The sequence below is a fragment of the Acidovorax sp. K2F genome (assembly GCF_025246485.1).
Lineage (GTDB): Bacteria > Pseudomonadota > Gammaproteobacteria > Burkholderiales > Burkholderiaceae_C > Acidovorax > Acidovorax delafieldii.
Map to the genome: position 1 here is coordinate 48,156 of NZ_JAOBSQ010000022.1, position 18,581 is coordinate 66,736.

At 67.7% G+C, this 18,581-nt stretch carries 13 protein-coding genes; 7 read left to right on the forward strand and 6 right to left on the reverse strand.

Annotated features, from left to right (window positions below; all coding sequences use genetic code 11):
• Window positions 1-32: 32 nt before the first annotated feature.
• Complete coding sequence (locus N4G42_RS06830; RefSeq protein ID WP_260666642.1) at window positions 33-3,449, forward strand: FecR domain-containing protein; 3,417 nt, start codon at window positions 33-35, stop codon at window positions 3,447-3,449.
• 202 nt (window positions 3,450-3,651) lie between these two features.
• Here N4G42_RS06830 and N4G42_RS06835 read toward each other — a convergent pair whose 3' ends face one another.
• Together N4G42_RS06835 and N4G42_RS06840 are read right to left on the reverse strand one after the other, a co-directional pair.
• On the reverse strand, window positions 3,652-4,953 hold the full coding sequence (locus N4G42_RS06835; RefSeq protein WP_056060893.1) for a tryptophan--tRNA ligase: 1,302 nt from the start codon (window positions 4,951-4,953) through the stop codon (window positions 3,652-3,654).
• A gap of 63 nt (window positions 4,954-5,016) precedes the next feature.
• Complete coding sequence (locus tag N4G42_RS06840) at window positions 5,017-5,685, reverse strand: site-2 protease family protein (RefSeq protein WP_056060897.1); 669 nt, start codon at window positions 5,683-5,685, stop codon at window positions 5,017-5,019.
• Window positions 5,686-5,939: 254 nt separating this feature from the next.
• Here N4G42_RS06840 and N4G42_RS06845 point away from each other — a divergent pair, with 254 nt between their 5' ends.
• On the forward strand, window positions 5,940-7,088 hold the full coding sequence (locus N4G42_RS06845; RefSeq protein WP_099729567.1) for a methyl-accepting chemotaxis protein: 1,149 nt from the start codon (window positions 5,940-5,942) through the stop codon (window positions 7,086-7,088).
• Between the two features lie 115 nt (window positions 7,089-7,203).
• Here N4G42_RS06845 and N4G42_RS06850 read toward each other — a convergent pair whose 3' ends face one another.
• Window positions 7,204-7,839, reverse strand: a complete 636-nt coding sequence (locus tag N4G42_RS06850; protein WP_056060901.1) for an L-threonylcarbamoyladenylate synthase — start codon at window positions 7,837-7,839, stop codon at window positions 7,204-7,206.
• Between the two features lie 97 nt (window positions 7,840-7,936).
• Window positions 7,937-8,794, reverse strand: a complete 858-nt coding sequence (locus N4G42_RS06855; protein ID WP_260666646.1) for a 3',5'-nucleoside bisphosphate phosphatase — start codon at window positions 8,792-8,794, stop codon at window positions 7,937-7,939.
• Window positions 8,795-8,977: 183 nt separating this feature from the next.
• Between N4G42_RS06855 and N4G42_RS06860 the strand changes: the two genes are divergently transcribed.
• The 3 genes from N4G42_RS06860 to N4G42_RS06870 all read left to right on the forward strand — a co-directional run bounded on the left by N4G42_RS06860 (window position 8,978) and on the right by N4G42_RS06870 (window position 13,204).
• Window positions 8,978-10,762 carry a methyl-accepting chemotaxis protein gene (locus N4G42_RS06860; RefSeq protein WP_260666647.1) on the forward strand — a complete coding sequence of 595 codons (1,785 nt, stop codon included), beginning with the start codon at window positions 8,978-8,980 and terminating at the stop codon, window positions 10,760-10,762.
• A 322-nt stretch (window positions 10,763-11,084) separates the two neighbouring features.
• Window positions 11,085-12,851, forward strand: coding sequence for a methyl-accepting chemotaxis protein (locus N4G42_RS06865; RefSeq protein ID WP_260666649.1), 1,767 nt, complete (start codon window positions 11,085-11,087; stop codon window positions 12,849-12,851).
• Between the two features lie 128 nt (window positions 12,852-12,979).
• Window positions 12,980-13,204 (forward strand): tautomerase family protein, encoded by a 225-nt coding sequence (locus tag N4G42_RS06870; RefSeq protein ID WP_056060909.1) that lies wholly within the window; start codon window positions 12,980-12,982, stop codon window positions 13,202-13,204.
• 11 nt (window positions 13,205-13,215) lie between these two features.
• Here N4G42_RS06870 and recJ read toward each other — a convergent pair whose 3' ends face one another.
• Together recJ and N4G42_RS06880 are read right to left on the reverse strand one after the other, a co-directional pair.
• Window positions 13,216-14,940 carry a single-stranded-DNA-specific exonuclease RecJ gene (gene recJ / locus N4G42_RS06875; RefSeq protein WP_260666650.1) on the reverse strand — a complete coding sequence of 575 codons (1,725 nt, stop codon included), beginning with the start codon at window positions 14,938-14,940 and terminating at the stop codon, window positions 13,216-13,218.
• Complete coding sequence (locus tag N4G42_RS06880) at window positions 14,937-15,890, reverse strand: phosphoglycerate mutase (protein WP_260666653.1); 954 nt, start codon at window positions 15,888-15,890, stop codon at window positions 14,937-14,939. The genes recJ and N4G42_RS06880 overlap by 4 nt, the downstream gene beginning before the upstream one ends.
• A gap of 80 nt (window positions 15,891-15,970) precedes the next feature.
• Between N4G42_RS06880 and N4G42_RS06885 the strand changes: the two genes are divergently transcribed.
• Together N4G42_RS06885 and lolD are read left to right on the forward strand one after the other, a co-directional pair.
• Window positions 15,971-17,224 (forward strand): lipoprotein-releasing ABC transporter permease subunit, encoded by a 1,254-nt coding sequence (locus N4G42_RS06885; RefSeq protein WP_056646585.1) that lies wholly within the window; start codon window positions 15,971-15,973, stop codon window positions 17,222-17,224.
• Window positions 17,217-17,927, forward strand: a complete 711-nt coding sequence (lolD, locus tag N4G42_RS06890) for a lipoprotein-releasing ABC transporter ATP-binding protein LolD (RefSeq protein ID WP_260666654.1) — start codon at window positions 17,217-17,219, stop codon at window positions 17,925-17,927. Before N4G42_RS06885 ends, lolD begins: the two co-directional genes overlap by 8 nt.
• The last annotated feature ends 654 nt before the right edge of the window (window positions 17,928-18,581 follow it).

Below are 18,581 nucleotides of genomic sequence, written 5' to 3' on the forward strand. Positions count from 1 at the left end.
CCCGGCGCAAGACTCCCCCAGAGAGGCCCACCATGCCCATCCCTCCTGTGTCATCCCCGTCACGCCTGGCGTGGCTTACGCCGGTGGGTGTCGCCCTGTCGGCCTGGAGTGCTGCCAGTGCCAGCGCGCAATGTGCCGGTGTACCTCTGGCGCCTGACGCAGTGGCTGCGCAAATTGTGGCGCTCAGCGGCCAAGGCGAAACGCGCCCCCCCGGCACCCAGCCCTGGCTGCCTGCCAGGCTCGCCCAGCCGTTGGGCCCGGGCGCAGACATGCGCACACTGGCGTTGTCATCCGCCGCATTGCTGCTGGCGGACCGCACGCAGATCCGCATGTCGGCTAACGCGCAATTGAGGCTGTGCGAGGCCCAGCCAGCGCGCACCCTGCTGGAACTGGCTGCGGGCCGGCTGTGGGCGCGCACCAAGAAGGCCCCGGCCAACCTGCAACTGCAAACGCCTGCAGCGCTGGCCGTGGTGCGGGGTACCGACTGGGACGTGGAGGTGGATGGAGCGGGGCGGACCACGCTCACCGTGCTGTCCGGCGCTGTGGAGTTGCGCAACGACCTGGGCAGCGTGCAACTGGGGCCCGCCGAGCAGGGCGTGGCCGAGCCCGGCCAGGCGCCTGTCAAGCGCCTGCTGGTCAACCCCCGCGAGCGGGTGCAGTGGGTGGCCGCCTACCCGGGCGACCTGACGCGTTGGACCGAGTTCCAGCCCGTTCAGACGGCACCACCCGCTCTGGCAGAGGTTCGCGCCGCATTGCAGGCGGGGCAATGGGCCCAGGCGCGTGCCCTGTTGCTGGCCCTGTCGGCGCAGGGCGATGGTGGGGTGGTGGTCGAGCTGGCCCTGGCGGACCTGGAGGTGATGGACGGCCAGCCCGACGCCGCGCAGCAGCGCCTGGCCCTGGCCTGGCAGCGCACGCGAGATCCCCGTACCGCTGCGGGCCGCGCCGACCTGCTGATGGCGCTGGACCGCCTGCCAGAAGCGCGCACCTGGCTGGATACCACGCGCGCCGCGTCGCCCGGCTTTGCGCCATTGCTGCAGGCCGACGCCGACTGGCACCGGCTGCAAGGGCAGGGGGACGCCGCCCTGGCCTTGTACCGGCAGGCGGTGACCCACGCGGAGGGCGATGCGCAGCGGGCCGCCGCCCTGGCAGGGCTGGGCCGCGCATTGCAAGAGCGCGGAGACCTGCGCGCGGCCCGCAGTGCACTGGCGCAGGCCGTGGCCCTGGCGCCAGACCAAGCGGCCTACTGGGGCGAAGCCGCCACGGCGGCCATCGAAGGCCTGCGCCTTGCCGAGGCGCGCACCGCCCTGGATGCCGCCCTGGCGCAGTCGGGCGACGACTATGTGGCCCTGGCAGCCGCCGGGTTGCTGGCCCTGCGGCAGGGCGATGCCGAGGCGGCCCGCACCGCGCTGCTCAAGGCCTTGGTGATTGAGCCGCGATACGCCCGCGCACAGGTGTGGCTGGCGGTGGCCGAATACACGCTGGGCGAGCGCGCCGCAGCGCTGGACGCACTGGTCCGCGCACGCCTGGCTGACGCGCGCGACCCGCTGCCCTGGCAAGTGGAGGCCATGCTGCGCAACGACAGCGGCGAGCCTGTGGCGGCCATGGCCGCAGCGCGCGAGGCGCTCACCCGGCTGCCCTACCTGAAGTCGCTCAACCCGCTGGCCTCGGACAGCCAGGGCTCGGCCAACCTGGGCAAGGCGCTGGGCGACTTCGGCATGGAGCACTGGGCACGGGCCTACGCCAGTGCGTCGTACTACCCGCTGTGGGCGGGCAGCCACTTCTTTCTGGCCGACCGGTACGAGAGCGACTTCAGCCGCCGCTCCGAGCTGTTCCAGGGCTACCTCACCGACCCCACCGTGTTTGGCGCCAGCGACAAGCGCGCGCCGCTCACGCTGTCTGCAGGCAGTGAATGGTCGATGGGCGCGAGCGCTGAACGCAACCCGCTGCGCCACAACGCCACAGCCGATGTGGGCTACCGCGGCTTTGCCGCCAGCAACGTGCCTGTGGCCTGGCTGGTGCGGGCCAACGACGTGCAGATGTGGCCCCGCGAAGGCCCCGCCACCACGCAGTACCGCCTGTCGTCGCCCGGGGTGGACCTGGCGCTGGGTGTGCGGCCCAACGAGAGCCTGTCGCTGTTCGCGCTGCATGGCGACACCACCTTGCGCTATCGCTTTCCGCAAGGCCTGGACTTCGGCAACGGCATCACCTTCACCGGAGGCGCCGAGACGCGCACCCGCCGCACGGACCTGGGCGCCGCGTGGCGATGGTCGGCCGACAGCCAGACCTGGCTCAAGGTGCACAGCGGGCGCCAGACCTCCGGACTGGTGCTGGACGATGCGCGCTGGGGCCCCCAGGACTACCGCTATGCCAGTGACGAGCAGGGCCTGTTCCTGCGCCACACCGTGTTGTGGGGCGCGCACCGCCTGAGCGTGGGCTGGGAGCGCGTGGACAGGGATGCCGTCAGCGCGATCTCTGACCCCGGCATCACCACGCCGCGCACCAACACCGAGCGCTACCACATGCCCTGGGTGGCGGGCGAATGGCGCAGCGGTGCCTGGACCTGGATGGCCGAGGCGTACTGGCCCCGGTTCACCACCCGGCAGCGCGACCGTTATGCCGACACAGCGACGGGACAAGACCTGCTGCCCGTGCAGGACGACGGCGCGGCGCACCGCCACCGGCTGCTGCCGCGCCTGGGCGCCAGCCTGCGCCTGGGCCCGGGCCGCGCCCTGCACTGGGCCTGGCAGGAGAGCGTGCGAGCGCCCGGCACGCACACCCTGTCGCCCGTCGCCACGGGTGCCATTGCCGTGGACAACCAGTACCTGCTTGCGGGCAGCTACGCCCGCAAGCACGCGGTGCAACTGGACTGGGAGGCCAGCTCCACCACCTTCTGGGGCGCCAGCCTGTCGGGACAGCGCATCAGCAACCTGGTGGCCGCCAACGGTCGCCTGTTTGCGCAGAACACGGGGGCGCTGTTCGACAACGTGGCCACCATCGCCCCCGTGGTGCTCAATGCCCAGACCACGCTCAGCACCTATGAGGAAACGCCTGTCTTCGGGCAGGGACAGCTGGCGCAGGCCACGGTGTCCGTCAACCATTTGCTGGGTCCGCGCTGGAGCGTGCTGGGCAGCTACATCCACACCACATCGCGCAACACCGGGGCGGGTCTGGAGGGGCGTTGGCTGCCCGGCTTTGCCCGCCACGTGGTGCTGGGCCAGACCACATGGCGCCATGAGGCGCGCAGCTTTTCGCTGCTGCGCCTGACCTGGCGCGGTATGCGCTATATCGACGAGGCCAACACTGTGCAACGCGCCCCGGGCTGGAGCCTGGCCCTGGCCCATGGCTGGGAGTCGCAGGACCGGCGCTGGAGCTTTACCGGCACGGTGCAGACCGGGCTGCGCACCGGGGAGCGGCCCACGCTGTGGGCCCTGGTGCGGTACCGGGACTGAAGGGGCGCCCAGTGTGCAGAGGGCGCCTTTACCGGGTGATGGAAGGGTGTTTGAGGCCTTTTTGGCCGGTAGCGCTAGTGCGATATGCCCAAGTAGCTATCAAAAATGTAGCGAATAGGCATTGAAAGGCGTACAAAAAAGAGCCCGCAGCCTTGCGGCTCGGGCTGTGTGTCTTGCACGCGGCGCTCGGTGGCGCGCCGGCTTATGCTGCGGCGGCCTCGGCCAGCGCCTGCAGGGCGGCCGTCACTTCGGCAGCTTCCACGCCGTCCACGGGCGCCAAACGCGGGGCCAGGGTCTGCAGGGCTGCGCTGTCCTTCTGCAACTGGGCAATCGCCTGGCCGGCCTCCTTGGGTGCGTCAAAGCCCGTGCTCTGCAGCAGCAGGCGGCCGTCGGCGGCCACGAGCTTGAAGTAGAACTTGCCGTCGGCCTCGCGGTACTGCTTGAAAGCGGGCAGTGCGGCCTTGGCGGCCTTGGCCGGTTTGGCGGCTGTGCTGGCCTGCACCAGGCTGCGCAGGCCCACGGCGCTGCGCAGTTCGCGGATGAACGGCGTGGCCAGAGCGCGGGCGCGCTCGGCGCCAGCCAGCAGGGTCTGTTCGATGCGCGCAGGGTTGTGGATGAGTTCTTCGTACTGCGCGCGCATGGGGGCGATCACTTGGTCCACGCGCTCCAGCAGCAGGTGCTTGGCGTCGCCCCAGGCAATGCCGTCGGCATAGGCCTTGCGCAGGGCCTCGGTCTCTTCGGGCGTGGCAAAGGCCTGGTAGATCTGGAACAGGGCCGAGCCTTCGACCTCTTTGGCCTCGCCGGGCGCGCGCGAGTCGGTCAGGATGCCGCCGATGAGCTTCTGCAGCTGGGCACGCGAGCTGAACAGCGGGATGGTGTTGTCGTAGCTCTTGCTCATCTTGCGGCCATCCAGCCCGGGCAGTGTGGCCACATGGTCGTCGATGGCCGCCTCGGGCAGCACAAAGTGCTCGCCGTACAGGTGGTTGAAGCTGGCCGCCATGTCGCGGGCCATCTCGATATGCTGGATCTGGTCGCGGCCCACCGGCACCTTGTGGGCCTTGAACATCAGAATGTCCGCGCCCATCAGCACCGGGTACATGAACAGGCCTGCGGTGACACCGTCGTCGTGCTCGCGCCCGGCGGCGGTGTTCTTGTCCACGCTGGCCTTGTAGGCGTGGGCACGGTTCAGCACGCCCTTGCCGGTCACGCAGGTCAGCAGCCAGGTCAGCTCGGGGATCTCGGGGATGTCGGACTGGCGGTAGAAGGTGACCTTCTCAGGGTTGAGCCCTGCGGCCAGCCAGCTGGCCGCGATCTCCAGCGTGGAGCGCTGGATGCGCACCGGGTCTTCGCACTTGATCAGCGCGTGGTAGTCGGCCAGAAAGTAAAAGCTCTGCACGCCGGGCGTGAGGCTGGCCGCCACCGACGGGCGGATGGAGCCGACGAAGTTGCCCAGGTGGGGGGTGCCGGTGGTGGTGATGCCGGTGAGAAAACGGGTGGTGCTCATGGGAAACAAAAACTCAGCAGATCAAATGAACAGGAAGTGGCGGGCTCACAGGCTGTGCTGCGCTCAGCGCAGCAAGGCCGTCAGCGGGGTGAGCAACAGGTTGATGGCGGTGTAACCCACGGCCATCAGGGGGCGCAGCCACAGCGTGCCCACCACCCCGGCGATCACCAGGCCCATCACGATGAAGAAGCCCCAGGGCTCGATGCGCGACACCATATGGGCCTGTTTCCAGGGCAGCAGGCCCACCAGAATGCGCCCGCCATCGAGCGGCGGCAGCGGAAAAAGGTTGAAGGCCCACATCACCAGGTTGACCATGACCCCCGCGCGTGCCATTTCCAGAAAAAAGCGCTCCTCAATCCCCGTGCCCACCAGCACTACCAGCAGCACGGCCCAGGCGATGGCCTGAATGAAGTTGGACGCGGGCCCGGCCAGGGCTACCCACACCATGTGCTTCTTGGGGTTACGCAGATTGCCGAAGTTGACCGGCACCGGCTTGGCGTAGCCAAACAGGAAGGCGCCCGAGGTCGCAAAGTACAGCAGCAGCGGCATCAGGATGGTGCCGACCGGGTCAATGTGCTTGAAAGGGTTGAGCGTGATGCGCCCCATCATGTACGCGGTGTTGTCGCCAAAGTGGCGCGCCGCGTAGCCATGGGCCGCCTCGTGCACAGTGATCGCAAACAGCACCGGCAGGGCGTAGATCAGAACGGTTTGGATGAGATTGGAGGTGTCCACGCCGGGATTGTCTCAGACGCCCCGCTGTCCCCGGCGTTGCCAGGGTGACCCGGCGGGTGTTCAGGCGCCCGGCGGCAACCGCGTATTGTGGGTTGTACGTATGCTGACGGGTCTCCAGGCGGGGTGTTCGTTGCTAGCATCAACCTCTTGCCCGCAGCCCGTGCCAGTTTGTGCAAGTTCGTGCCCTTTGGCGCGCACGCTGCGCGGCGGCCCCTCCCACAACGACATACAACAGGCCTGGAGACATTGAAGCCATGTGGAACAACTTGAAGATCGGAACGCGCCTGTTGCTGGCGTTTGGCGGCCTCGCACTCGTGGTGCTGCTGCTGATGGTGATGGCGCTGTCCGGAATCGGCGGTGCCGAGCAGGCGCTGCAGGGCGCCACGCCCCCGGCCCAGGCGGCGCTGGCGCAGTTGCAAAGCGCGCGCACCTGGGTGATCGGTTGCAGTGTGGTGGTGTTTGTGCTGGCTTTAGTGGCCACGCTCAGCCTGCGCGCCAGCATCGTGGCGCCGCTCAACCAGGCCATCCTGATCGCCGAAACCGTGGCTTCGGGGGACCTGAGCCAGGAATTCAACTCCGACCTGGAGGGTGACTTTGGCCGCCTGCTGGGCGCGCTGGGCACCATGGAGGACACGCTGACCGACTTGGTGTCCCGGATCAAGCAAAGCACCGATTCGATCACCGCCTCTGCGGCAGATATTGACCATGGCAACACCGACCTTTCGCGCAGGGCGGAAGACCAGGTGTCGTCCCTGACCGAGACGGCAGCCAGCATGGAGCAGCTGACAGCCACCGTGCGCCAGAACGCCGAGCGCGCCCATTCGGCCAGCGGCCTGGCCGTGCAAGCGTCGGCGATTGCCGAGCAGGGCGGGTCGGTGGTGGGCGAGGTGGTGCAGACCATGCAGGCCATCAGTGGCAGCTCGCGCAAGATTGTGGACATCATCCAGGTCATCGAAGGCATTGCCTTCCAGACCAATATCCTGGCACTCAATGCTGCCGTGGAGGCCGCGCGTGCCGGCGAACAGGGCCGGGGTTTTGCCGTGGTGGCCAGCGAGGTGCGCAACCTGGCCCAGCGCAGCGCGGTGGCGGCGCGTGAGATCAAGGCACTGATCAGCGCGTCGGTCGAACAGGTGGAAAGCGGCGCCGGTCAGGTGGGCAAGGCGGGCAAGACCATGGAAGAGATCGTCGGCGCTGTGGGCCAGGTGAGCGCGCTGCTGGGCGAAATCTCCACCGCCCTGCGCGAGCAGAGCGAAGCCATCAGCCATGTCAACGTGGCCGTGTCGCACATGGACGGCAGCACGCAGGAGACGGCCTCGCTGGTGCAGCATGCGGTGAGCACGGCGTCGGCATTGTCGGCACAAGCCCGCGACCTGGAGCAGGCGGTGGGGGCGTTCAAGCTCTGACGAATTCCTGAGCCGCAGCGCGGCTCTCTCCTCCAAGGCGCGCGTTAGCGGCGGCTGAGCGAAGCCCGCTGCACCGCAGCGAATGTATTGGGGGTGGCGCCGCTTCGGCGGGCTCTTACAGCCCCAGCGCCTGCAGGCTGCCCCGGCCTTCGCGCACCACCACCGGGTCGCCGCCGGTGCCCATGGGGGTCAGGTCCACCACCGTGGTGGGCTCCAGGGGGCAGGCCCCGGCATCGACGATGGCATCCACCAGCTTTTCGTAGCGCTCGCGAATTTCTTGCGGGTCGTTCAGGGGCTCGGTCTCACCCGCAGGGATCAACGTGGTGGCCAGCAGCGGGGCGCCGTGCAGCTCCAGCAGCAGCTGCAGGCCTTTGCGGTCGGGCACCCGCAGCCCAATGGTCTTGCGCGAGGGGTGGCTCACGCGGCGGGGCACTTCCTTGGTGGCTTCGAGGATGAAGGTGTACGGGCCCGGCGTGCCCAGCTTGAGCAGGCGGTACTGCCGGTTGTCCACCCGTGCGTAGTTGGCCAGCTCCGACAGGTCGCGGCACAGCAGCGTGAGGTGGTGCTTTTCGTCCACCTGGCGGATGCGGCGCAGGCGGTCCACTGCGTCCTTGTCGTCCAGGTGGCAGACCAGCGCATAGCTCGAATCCGTGGGCACGGCCACGATGCCGCCCTTTTGCAGCAGCAGTGCGGCTTGCTTGAGCAGCCGGGGCTGCGGGTTGTCGGGATGGGCTTCGAAATACTGGGCCATGGGGCAGGTTCTCAGTGATGCGTGGCGCTGCGCGTGGGTGCCTTGCCTGGTGGCAGGTCGTCCAGAGGGCGGCTGGCGCGGCTGCGGCAGCGCGGGGTCATCGCAAAATTCGGTCGGACAGCAGTTCCCACACGGGGGTCAATGCGCCGGGCAGCAGGGGCAGCGTGCCCAGGTCGGTGTGCGACTCGTCGGGGCTGTGGAAGTCGCTGCCACGCGATGCGGCCAGGCCAAACTCCTGCGCCATGTCGGCGTAGGTCACGTACTCGGCTGCGCTGTGGCTGCCCGTGACGACCTCGACCGCCCGGCCACCATGTTGCTTGAATTCGGAGAACAGCGCGAATTCTTCATTGGCGCTGAACTTGTAGCGCGCCGGGTGGGCGATCACCGCCATGCCCCCGGCCTGTGTGATCCAGCGCACGGCATCCCCCAGGCTGGCCCACCTGTGGGGCACATAGCCTGGTTTGCCTTCGGTCAGGAATTTGCGAAACACCTCGGAGGTGTCCTTGCACACGCCGGTTTCCACCAGAAAACGCGCGAAATGGGTGCGCGAGATGAGTGCCGGGTTGCCCACAAACTGCAGCGCCCCTTCGTAGGCGCCCTTGATGCCGACCTGGGCCAGCTGGGCCGCCATCTCCTGCGCCCGTTCGCCGCGCCCGCCGCGTGTGGCGGTCAGGCCCTGGGCCAGCTGGGTGTCGTCAGGGTCAAAGCCCAGACCCACGATATGGACGGTGGTGTCGGCAAAGGTGACCGAAATTTCGGTGCCGGTGAGGTAGGCCATGCCTTGGGCGCGGGCGGCAGCGGCCGCACGGTGCTGGCCGCCGATCTCGTCATGGTCCGTCAACGCCCACAGCTCCACCCCGTTGGCCTTGGCCCGCGCGGCCAGGTCTTCGGGCGTCAGGGTTCCGTCGGAAACGACGGAATGGCAGTGCAGGTCGGCGTTGAGTATGGAGGTCACCGATTCATTTTAGGGCTTGTACTGATAACGCGCCCCACGGAATCCATTAACACTTGTTACATGCACACTTCGCCTGGCTGGCGGGTGTTCAGCCGGGTCGAACGCCGGCAGTGTGGTGGTTTTCCTTGGGCAAGATACAACAACGCGGAACCTCGGGGTTTTTGCAGAGCATCAGGAGCAACCATGAAATTCAATGACCTGCGTGTCGCCCACAAGATGTGGAGCGTAATTCTGGGTCTGCTGGCGCTGATGCTGGTGGCCGCCGTCTGGACCCAGTGGTATGGGCGGCAGGTCACTGCTGCGACCGAAGAGTCCGTCAACAAATACGAGTCCGCCATCACCACGGCGGTCAGCTGGCGTGGCCTGGCGGAAGTGGCGGTCACCATGTCGATGGCCGGGTTTGTGACCACCGACCAGGCGCTCAAGGCAGATTTTGATACCCGGGTGGCTGCGCTCACCGCACGCATCACCCCGGTGCAGGAAAAGATCAACAAGGCGGCGGTGTCCCCCGAGGACAAGGCGGCATTGGCCGCGGTGGCCGCTGCGCGTGCCGATGTCCGGGGCCAGACCGACAAGCTCAAGGAGCTGACCGATGCGGGCGATGCCGCCGCCAAGCAGGCCTATGTGGACAAGGTTTACCGGCCCAAGGTGTTGGCTTATCTGGAGTCGATCGACAAGTTCGTGGCGGTGCAGGAGCGCCAGCGTGACGATGCGGTGCAGGCCGCACGTGCCACGCGCGGCAACCTGGTGCTGATCGGGGCTGCCGCAGCCATTGCGGTGGTGGCCCTGGGCATGCTGCTGGCGGCCCTGCTGGTGCGCTCCATCACTCGGCCGCTGGATCGGGCCGTGGTGCTGGCCGAAGCCATTTCGGCCGGAGACCTCACCCAAGACATTCAAGATGGCCGCAAGGATGAACTGGGCGTGCTTACCCGGGCGCTGTCGGCCATGTCGTCACGGCTGCGCGGTGTGGTGAGCGAAGTGCGCCAGGGGGTGGACTCGGTCTCGTCGGCGTCGGTGGAGATTGCCAACGGCAACCACGACCTGTCGGCGCGCACCGAGCAGACGGCCTCCAACCTGGAAGAGACGGCAGCGAGCATGGAACAGCTCACGGCCACCGTGAGCCAGTCGGCCGACACGGCCCGCCAGGCCAACCAGCTCGCCGGCACGGCAGCCCAGGCTGCAGCGCGGGGCGGCGAAGTGGTGGGCCAGGTGGTCACCAGCATGCAGCAGATCACCGACAGCAGCCGCAAGATCAGCGACATCATCGGCACCATCGACGGCATCGCCTTCCAGACCAACATCCTGGCGCTGAACGCTGCGGTGGAAGCCGCCCGAGCGGGCGAGCAAGGCCGGGGCTTTGCGGTGGTGGCCAGCGAAGTGCGCAGCCTGGCGCAGCGCAGCGCCGAGGCGGCCAAAGAGATCAAGACCCTGATCAGCGCCAGCGTGGAGAACGTGGAATCGGGCTCGGCCCAGGTGGCGCAGGCAGGGCAAAGCATGCAAGAGATCGTTGCCAGCGTACAGCGCGTGAGCGACCTCATCGGCGAGATCACGGCCTCCTCGACAGAACAGCGCGACGGCATCGCGCAGGTCAACCAGGCCGTCACACACCTTGATCAGATGACGCAACAGAACGCGGCGCTGGTGGAAGAGTCCACGGCGGCAGCCGCCTCGATGCGTGACCAGGCACAGCACCTGGCGCAGGTGGTGTCGGTGTTCAACGTGGGCGCGGTGGCTACCCGGGCGCCGGCAGCGGCACCCCGCGCTGCAGCACCGGCGCCTGCGCCACGGCCCGCCGTGGCCAAGGCCCCACTGGGCAACAAGCCTGCCACCGCCAGTAAGGCGGCCTCCAACGCGCCCAAGGCCCCATCGCGGCTGGCGCCGCCAGTTGCACCCGCAGTCACACAGTCGGCAGCCCCTGCACCCAAGGCGGCGGCCAAGGGCGGGGACGACGACTGGGAAAGCTTCTGATTCCTGGCCCTGCGTGCCCTGAAGGCTCCGGGGCGAAGGCCTGTCAGGGCAAGCAATACTGGGACCAGAGGCTTGGGTGTGGCGGGCTGGGACTTGTATACCGGTCTGGCCCTGTCAGGCCATGGGTTCTAGCGCCTGTTCGATCTGTCTTCGTTCGCGCATTCCTGGCGGGTTTTGGATGCGGGTTTTTCCCGGTGGGGCATGAGTCCGCCGGTGCCTTGGGCTGGCGTAGGCTATGGCCTGTTGTTGATGTAATCGAATGTGTCTTGCACGCCATGCGCAGACCATGGAGACATCACCGATCCACGAGGAAAAACCAACCATGCAATTTGACAATATCCGCGTCTCCCGCAAGCTGTGGGGCGCCTTTCTGGGGCTCATGATTGCCATGTTGCTGCTGTCTGCATTTGCGCAGAACCGGGGCAACTCTTCGATGTCGGCGGCCATGGACGCCGTGGTCGAGATCGAGGCCCGCATCTCGGCTGCTGTGCGCTGGCGGGGCGCCACCGAAACGGCTGTCACCATGGTCATGGGCGGCGCGGTGACCACCGATTCGGTGTTGGCCGAGCAGTACGGCGCCAAGGTCAAGGAGATCATTGGCAACATCAACAAGGTGCAGGAAGGCATCGTGGCCTCAGCCACCGCGCCCGAGGAGAAAGCCTCGCTCGACAAGGTGCTGGAGGCGCGCAAGGCCGTGCTGGCGGCTACCGCCAAGACCTGGGAGCTCAAGGGCGCAGGCGATGCCGTCGCCACCCAACGCTATGCGGACGACGAGTTTGCCCCCCTGGTCACCAAGTACCTCAAGGCGCAGGATGAGTTTGTGGCCACGCTCGAAAAGCGCCGCGACGTGATCCGTGCCGAAGCCACCCAGCGCCGCATCGAATACGCCATCACCGGCATCATCAGCTCCATGGTGCTGATGGCGGCGGGCCTGTTCCTGGCCTGGAAGCTGGTGCGCTCCATCACCCTGCCGCTGAACGAAGCGGTCGAGACCATCGATGCCATTGCAGCAGGCGATCTGACGCGCGAGCTGCAATCCACCCGCAAGGACGAGTTTGGCCACATGCTGCGTTCGCTGTCGGCCATGTCGTCGCGGCTGCGCGGTGTGGTGAGCGAAGTGCGCCAGGGAGTGGACTCGGTCTCGTCGGCGTCGGTGGAGATTGCCAACGGCAACCACGACCTGTCGGCGCGCACCGAGCAGACGGCCTCCAACCTGGAAGAGACGGCAGCCAGCATGGAACAGCTCACGGCCACCGTGAGCCAGTCGGCCGACACGGCTCGCCAGGCCAACCAGCTCGCCGGCACGGCGGCCCAGGCTGCAGCGCGGGGCGGCGAAGTGGTGGGCCAGGTGGTCACCAGCATGCAGCAGATCACCGACAGCAGCCGCAAGATCAGCGACATCATCGGCACCATCGACGGCATCGCCTTCCAGACCAACATCCTGGCGCTGAACGCTGCGGTGGAAGCCGCCCGGGCCGGCGAGCAGGGCCGTGGGTTTGCGGTGGTGGCCAGCGAAGTGCGCAGCCTGGCGCAGCGCAGCGCCGAGGCGGCCAAAGAGATCAAGACCCTGATCAGCGCCAGCGTGGAGAACGTGGAATCGGGCTCGGCCCAGGTGGCACAGGCCGGGCAAAGCATGCAAGAGATCGTTGCCAGCGTACAGCGCGTGAGCGACCTCATCGGCGAGATCACGGCCTCCTCGACAGAACAGCGCGACGGCATCGCGCAGGTCAACCAGGCCGTCACACACCTCGATCAGATGACGCAACAGAACGCGGCGCTGGTGGAGGAGTCCACGGCGGCAGCCGCCTCGATGCGTGACCAGGCACAGCACCTGGCGCAGGTGGTGTCGGTGTTCAACGTGGGAGCGGTGGCCACCCGGGCGCCGGCAGCGGCACCCCGCGCTGCAGCGCCTGCGCCCCGGCCCGCCGTGGCCAAGGCAACGGCCAGCGCGCCCCGCGTGGCGTCTTCCGCCACCCCGAAGGCACCTGCGCCCGCCCCGGCGCGCCTGCCTGCGGCCAAGGCGCCCGCCCCCGCCCCCGCAGCCAAGGCAGCGGCGCAGGGTGGCGATGACGATTGGGAGAGCTTCTAAATCGATAGCGGCTAGCACATGACCATCAAGCGCTGGCGGCTATTTTTTGTGGTCGGTATTCCGGCCGATTTGACAGCAAGGCAGCGTGAGCTGCCTTTTGTTTTGGTGCACCTTGAAAGGATTCTCCGATGCCCTTGGTCAACATCCGCCTTGCGCGCCGCGACCTGCCGACTACCGCAGCCCAGAAAGCCGCCCTGATTGCGGGCGTGACCCAGCTCATGCAGCAGGTGCTGGACAAGCGGCCGGAAAGTGTCACCGTCATCATCGACGAGGTGGACCCCGAGAACTGGGGGCAGGGCGGTGAGCCGGTGACCGTGATCCGCCAGCGAAGCAAGGGGCCGACGCAGGCTTGAGCGGTGGCGCGCTACACCTGCGCGCCTTCGACCAGAAACTGCACCTTGCGCTCGCCCTTCCACTCGTTCACATCCAGGCGGAAGGCCAGCAGTACCCGGGCAGGCAACTGCTCGGTGTGGCCGAACCAGATGGCATCCACGGGGTTGCCCTGGTGGATGAGCTTGAGCGACAGGTGGTTCTTGGCCTCGCCCACCAGGCGCTGGCTCACGATCTGCACCTCTTCGCTGAAGGTGGGGGGCGCAAAGCCTTGGCCCCAGACCTCGCGGTGCAGCGTGTCCACAATGTCGGCGCGGCAGTATTCGCGGGCCAGCGGGCCGTCGGTCTCGATGCGGCGGGTGAGGGTGGCGGCGTCCAGCCATTCCTGCGCCACCTGGGCAAAGGCCTGCTCGAACACGTCGAACGATTCCTCCGCCACCGTGCAGCCCGCCGCCATGGCGTGGCCGCCGAACTTGAGGATCACGCCCGGGTGGCGTTTGGCCACCAGGTCCAGCGCGTCGCGCAGGTGAAAGCCGGGGATGGAGCGGCCCGAGCCTTTGAGTTCATGCTCTTTGCCCGGCGCGCTGCTGGCCGCAAACACGAAGGTCGGGCGGTGCAGCTTGTCCTTGATGCGGCTGGCCACGATACCCACCACGCCTTCGTGGAAGTCGGGGTCGAACACGCTGATGGCGGGGGGCGGCTCTTCGCTCTCGTCAAACAGGCTCTCGGCCATCAGCATGGCCTGTTCGCGCATGCCGCTTTCGATGTCGCGGCGCTCGCGGTTGATGCCATCCAGCGTGGCAGCCAGTTCGGCAGCGCGGCCTGCGTCGTCCGTCAGCAGGCATTCGATGCCCAGCGTCATGTCGGCCAGGCGGCCTGCGGCGTTGATGCGTGGGCCTAAAGCAAAGCCAAAGTCGAAGGTGGTGGCCACGGGCGCCTTGCGGCCGGCGGCGTGGAACAGGGCGGCGATGCCTGCGGGCATCTGCCCCGCGCGGATGCGCTTCAAGCCCTGGGCGACCAGGCGGCGGTTGTTGGCATCCAGCTTGACCACGTCGGCCACGGTGCCCAGCGCCACCAGGGTGAGCAAGGGGTCGAGCTTGGGTTGCGTGGCGGCGTCAAACACGCCACGCGCACGCAGCTCGGCGCGCAAGGCCAGCAGCACATAAAACATCACGCCCACCCCGGCCATGGACTTGCTTTCGAACGGGCAGCCGGGCTGGTTGGGATTGACGATGGCGTCCGCCGCAGGCAGCTCGGGGCCAGGCAGGTGGTGGTCGGTCACCAGCACCTGCAGGCCCAGCGCCTTGGCCTCGGCCACGCCGTCCACGCTGGCGATGCCGTTGTCCACGGTGATGAGCATGTCGGCACCCCGCTCGGCCACGCGGCGGGCGATCGAGGCGGTGAGGCCGTAGCCGTCGGTCACGCGGTCGGGCACCAAGTAGTCCACGTTCTGGGCGCCCAGCAGCCGCAGGCCGCGCACACCCACGGCGCAGGCGGTGGCGCCGTCGCAGTCGTAGTCGGCCACGATGATGAGCCGTTGGTTCTGCGCCATGGCATCGGCCAGCAGGCGGGCTGCGGCGTCAATGCCCTTCAAGCCCTGGTCGCCACTGGGCGGCAGCAGGCGGCCCAGGCCATCGTCCAGTTCGTCCTTGGCCCGCACGCCACGCGCGGCGTACAGGCGCGCCAGCAGCGGGTGCACGCCGGCCTGCTCCAGCGCCCAGGCGGCGCGGGGCGGAATGTCTCTTGCTATTATTTTCATAGCTGCACCAGCATATTCGACCAGCGCATGGGGCGAAAAAGACCTTGAAACCGCTGTGCAAGGCTGCGTGGAGCGGTGTGGAAGCCCAGCGCATTGCGTTCGCCGCACAGGGTCAGTTGCACGGGCGTGCCGCTTTCGGCCCGGCGCAGCAGGTCGGCCACGGGGCCTGCGTCCAGCGCGGCCCAGGCGCTGGCCCAGGTGCGCCAGTCGTCGTGCAAGGCGGCGTCCCGCAGGGTGGTGGGCATATGGGGTGGCACAGTGGCACGCGGTGGGCCAGCCAGTGTGCCCGTGCCATGCACCCAGAACGAGTTGACGACGGGTAGCCCGCGCGCTGAGCGCTCGTCGTTGAAGGCGTGGGTGTACAGCAGCATCTGCATCTCGCTGTGCAGGCGATGCAGGGTGCGGGCTTGTTTCACATCGGGCATCCAGGCGCGCACGTCGCGCAGCAGCACACGCTCCAGCGACGCGGTGGCCAGGTCGGCAAACAGCGGCCCGCTGGCCAGCCAGCGCGTGGGCTGGTCGTAGTGCAGGGTGATGCCGTCCTCAGCAAACCAGGGCGCCACGATGACCAGCAGCGCGCGGGACGCGGCTTCGTCCAGACCCAGCTGTTCGGGGTCGCGCAGGGTGACGTGGTCGGTGCTGACCTGCCACTGGCAGGGGGTGACGAAGGCCCAGGCCTCGCCGTGGATCGTCAGGCCTTGCTGGTGGCGGTGCCAGGCGGCCCAAGGGATGCGGCCGTCCTGCGCGGGCAGGCCCAGGGCGCGGGCCAGGGCACGTTCATGGGGGGCGGAGAAGCTGGTTTCTTCGCCGCTGTCGCTCCGGGCGGGATGGGGGCTGAGCCGGGCCAGCAGCCGGTCCAGGTGGGGCAGGGCCAGGCCCTGTTGGGCTTGCTGGCATCCCGGTAAGGCGCTGGCGGCGTAGGGAATGAGCAAATGGGTGGTGTCCGACATGGGCGTATTGTCCGGGATGCCACAATCGGCCCGGCCCGTAGCGTGCATTCCGCACCGTACAGGTCCTTCTTTCCTAATCCATGCAAATTCCCTACGAACTGGCCCTGGGCTGGCGCTACACGCGCGCGGGCCGCGCCACGCGGCGCAATGGCTTCATCTCGTTCATCTCGGGCGTGTCCATGCTGGGCATTGCGCTGGGGGTGGCGGCGCTGATCATCGTGCTGTCGGTGATGAACGGCTTTCAGAAGGACGTGCGCGACCGCATGCTCAGCGTGGTCTCGCACATCGAGATCTTTGCGCCCCTGGGGGCCGCACTGCCCGACCCGGCACTCACCCTGGCCGAGGCCAAGAAGAACCCGAATGTGATCGGGGCTGCACCTTTTGTCGCGGCCCAGGCCCTGCTGGCGCGTGGCGAAGACATGAAGGGTGCGCTGGTGCGCGGCATCGACCCGGCCCTGGAAGGCGCGGTGACCGATCTGGCCGCCACCAACGAGAAGACGCTGAACCTGCTGGTGCCCGGCGAGTTCCGGGTGGTGCTGGGGGGCGAGCTGGCCCGTGCCCTGGGCGTGCGGGTGGGCGACCCGGTGACGCTGATAGCGCCCGCCGGCCAGGTGACGCCCGCAGGCGTGGTGCCGCGCCTCAAGCAGATGACGGTGGCGGGCACGTTTGACTCCGGCCACTACGAATACGACTCGGCCCTGGTGCTGCTGCACCATGAGGACGCGCAGCGCATCTTCCGCCTGGAAGGCCCCACGGGCGTGCGCCTGAAGCTCAAGGACCTGCACCAGGCCCGCGAGGTGGCGCAGCAGCTGGCGCAGTCCCTGAGCGGCCAGCTGCTGATCCGCGACTGGACGCAGCAGAACCGCACCTGGTTCGCCGCCGTGCAGCTCGAAAAACGCATGATGTTCATCATCCTCACGCTCATCGTGGCGGTGGCGGCGTTCAACCTGGTCTCCACGCTGGTGATGACGGTGACCGACAAGCGCGCCGACATCGCCATCCTGCGCACGCTGGGCGCCAGCCCCAAAAGCATCATGGGCATCTTTGTGGTGCAGGGCGCGATGGTGGGCGTGATTGGCACGCTGGTCGGCCTGCTGCTGGGCCTTGGCATCGCGTTCAACATCGACGTGATCGTGCCGGCCATCGAGCGCGCGCTGAACGCGAGCTTTTTGCCCAAGGACATCTACCTCATCAGCAAGATGCCCAGCGAGCCGCAGAGCAGCGACATCGTGCCCATTGCGGTCATCTCGCTGGTGCTGGCCTTTGTGGCCACCCTGTACCCCAGCTGGCGCGCCAGCCGTGTGAACCCTGCCGAGGCGCTGCGTTATGAGTAACCCCACCTCCCACAACAATAAAAACAACGCTCACCCGGTGGTGCTGGAAGCCAAGGGCCTGACCAAACGCTTTACCGAAGGCCGTCTGGATGTGACCGTGCTCAAGGGCGTTGACCTGCAGATCCATGCGGGTGAAACGCTGGCGATCGTGGGCGCCTCGGGCTCGGGTAAGAGCACCTTGCTGCACCTGCTGGGCGGGCTGGATGCACCCACGGCGGGCACGGTGCGCCTGAAGGGCGAAGAGATGTCGTCGCTGTCGGCGGAGCGCCAGGGGCAGCTGCGCAACCAGCACCTGGGGTTTATCTACCAGTTCCATCACCTGCTGCCGGAGTTCAGTGCGCTGGACAACGTGGCCATGCCGCTGCGCATCCGTCGCCTGCCGTTGGCCCAGTGCCATGCGGAGGCGGAGCGTGTGCTGGCGTCAGTCGGTTTGAAGGAGCGGCTGATGCACCGGCCGGCCGAGCTGTCGGGCGGTGAGCGTCAGCGGGTGGCGATTGCGCGGGCCTTGGTGACCCGGCCTGCGTGTGTGCTGGCGGACGAGCCTACGGGCAATCTGGACCGGAGTACGGCTGATGGGGTGTTTGACCTGATGCTGCAATTGGCGCGGGACCAGGGTACGGCGTTTGTGATGGTGACGCACGATGAGTCGCTGGCGGCGCGGTGTGACCGGGTGGTGAGGCTGGTGTCTGGGGTGTTAGGGTGATTTTGGCTGGATGCGCTAGTGGGATATGGGCTGGTAGCTATTGATTTTGCAGTGTTGGTTCTTGTGCGCTGATTGGGTGGCGTGCCTTTGTTGAGGGCGGGAGCCGGGAGTCGCCCGGCGTGCGAGTAACTTTCTTTTGCTTCGCCAAAAGAAAGTCACCAAAGAAAAGGCGACCCCCAGTCTGCGACCCCTGCGCTTCGCTCCGGGGCACACCTGCGTCGGGGCGGTTGCGGGGTGCGCCGTGGAACTCGCTTTGCGCTGCCGCGCGCCGCTCGGACATCCACGGCGAGTCAGAGCACGAAGCACGCGCGCTCCGACGCGCGTGCCACCCCACAACCGCCCCGCCGCAGGCGCAGCCAGCAGGGGGTGGACAGCCGAACATCCAAACAATCGAACAGCCGGACATCCATTCGGGCCATTGCTGCGCTCGGACCAGTTTGCGCAGCGCGTGGCGCTTGCGCCCACGATGTGGGGCCGAGCGCAGCGATGGCCCGTGTGGATGTTCTGCTCCCCGTGCCCCTGTGGATGCGCCGAGGAGCGCAGGGTTTGGCGGATCAGGGCTCGCGTGTGTTTGAGCGACGCGCAGCGGCGCGAGTTGAGCGAGACCCCGCCAAACCCGAGCACCGCAGGTTGCCCCGTAGCGTCAGCGCAGGG

What these genes read in the sequence shown, in the direction of transcription:
- N4G42_RS06830 (WP_260666642.1), top strand. Translation starts at nt 33, where the DNA reads ATGCCCATCCCTCCTGTGTCATCCCCGTCACGCCTGGCGTGGCTTACG.
- N4G42_RS06835 (WP_056060893.1), bottom strand. Translation starts at nt 4,953, where the DNA reads ATGAGCACCACCCGTTTTCTCACCGGCATCACCACCACCGGCACCCCC.
- N4G42_RS06845 (WP_099729567.1), top strand. Translation starts at nt 5,940, where the DNA reads ATGTGGAACAACTTGAAGATCGGAACGCGCCTGTTGCTGGCGTTTGGC.
- N4G42_RS06850 (WP_056060901.1), bottom strand. Translation starts at nt 7,839, where the DNA reads ATGGCCCAGTATTTCGAAGCCCATCCCGACAACCCGCAGCCCCGGCTG.
- N4G42_RS06860 (WP_260666647.1), top strand. Translation starts at nt 8,978, where the DNA reads ATGAAATTCAATGACCTGCGTGTCGCCCACAAGATGTGGAGCGTAATT.
- N4G42_RS06865 (WP_260666649.1), top strand. Translation starts at nt 11,085, where the DNA reads ATGCAATTTGACAATATCCGCGTCTCCCGCAAGCTGTGGGGCGCCTTT.
- N4G42_RS06870 (WP_056060909.1), top strand. Translation starts at nt 12,980, where the DNA reads ATGCCCTTGGTCAACATCCGCCTTGCGCGCCGCGACCTGCCGACTACC.
- recJ (WP_260666650.1), bottom strand. Translation starts at nt 14,940, where the DNA reads ATGAAAATAATAGCAAGAGACATTCCGCCCCGCGCCGCCTGGGCGCTG.
- N4G42_RS06880 (WP_260666653.1), bottom strand. Translation starts at nt 15,890, where the DNA reads ATGTCGGACACCACCCATTTGCTCATTCCCTACGCCGCCAGCGCCTTA.
- N4G42_RS06885 (WP_056646585.1), top strand. Translation starts at nt 15,971, where the DNA reads ATGCAAATTCCCTACGAACTGGCCCTGGGCTGGCGCTACACGCGCGCG.
- lolD (WP_260666654.1), top strand. Translation starts at nt 17,217, where the DNA reads ATGAGTAACCCCACCTCCCACAACAATAAAAACAACGCTCACCCGGTG.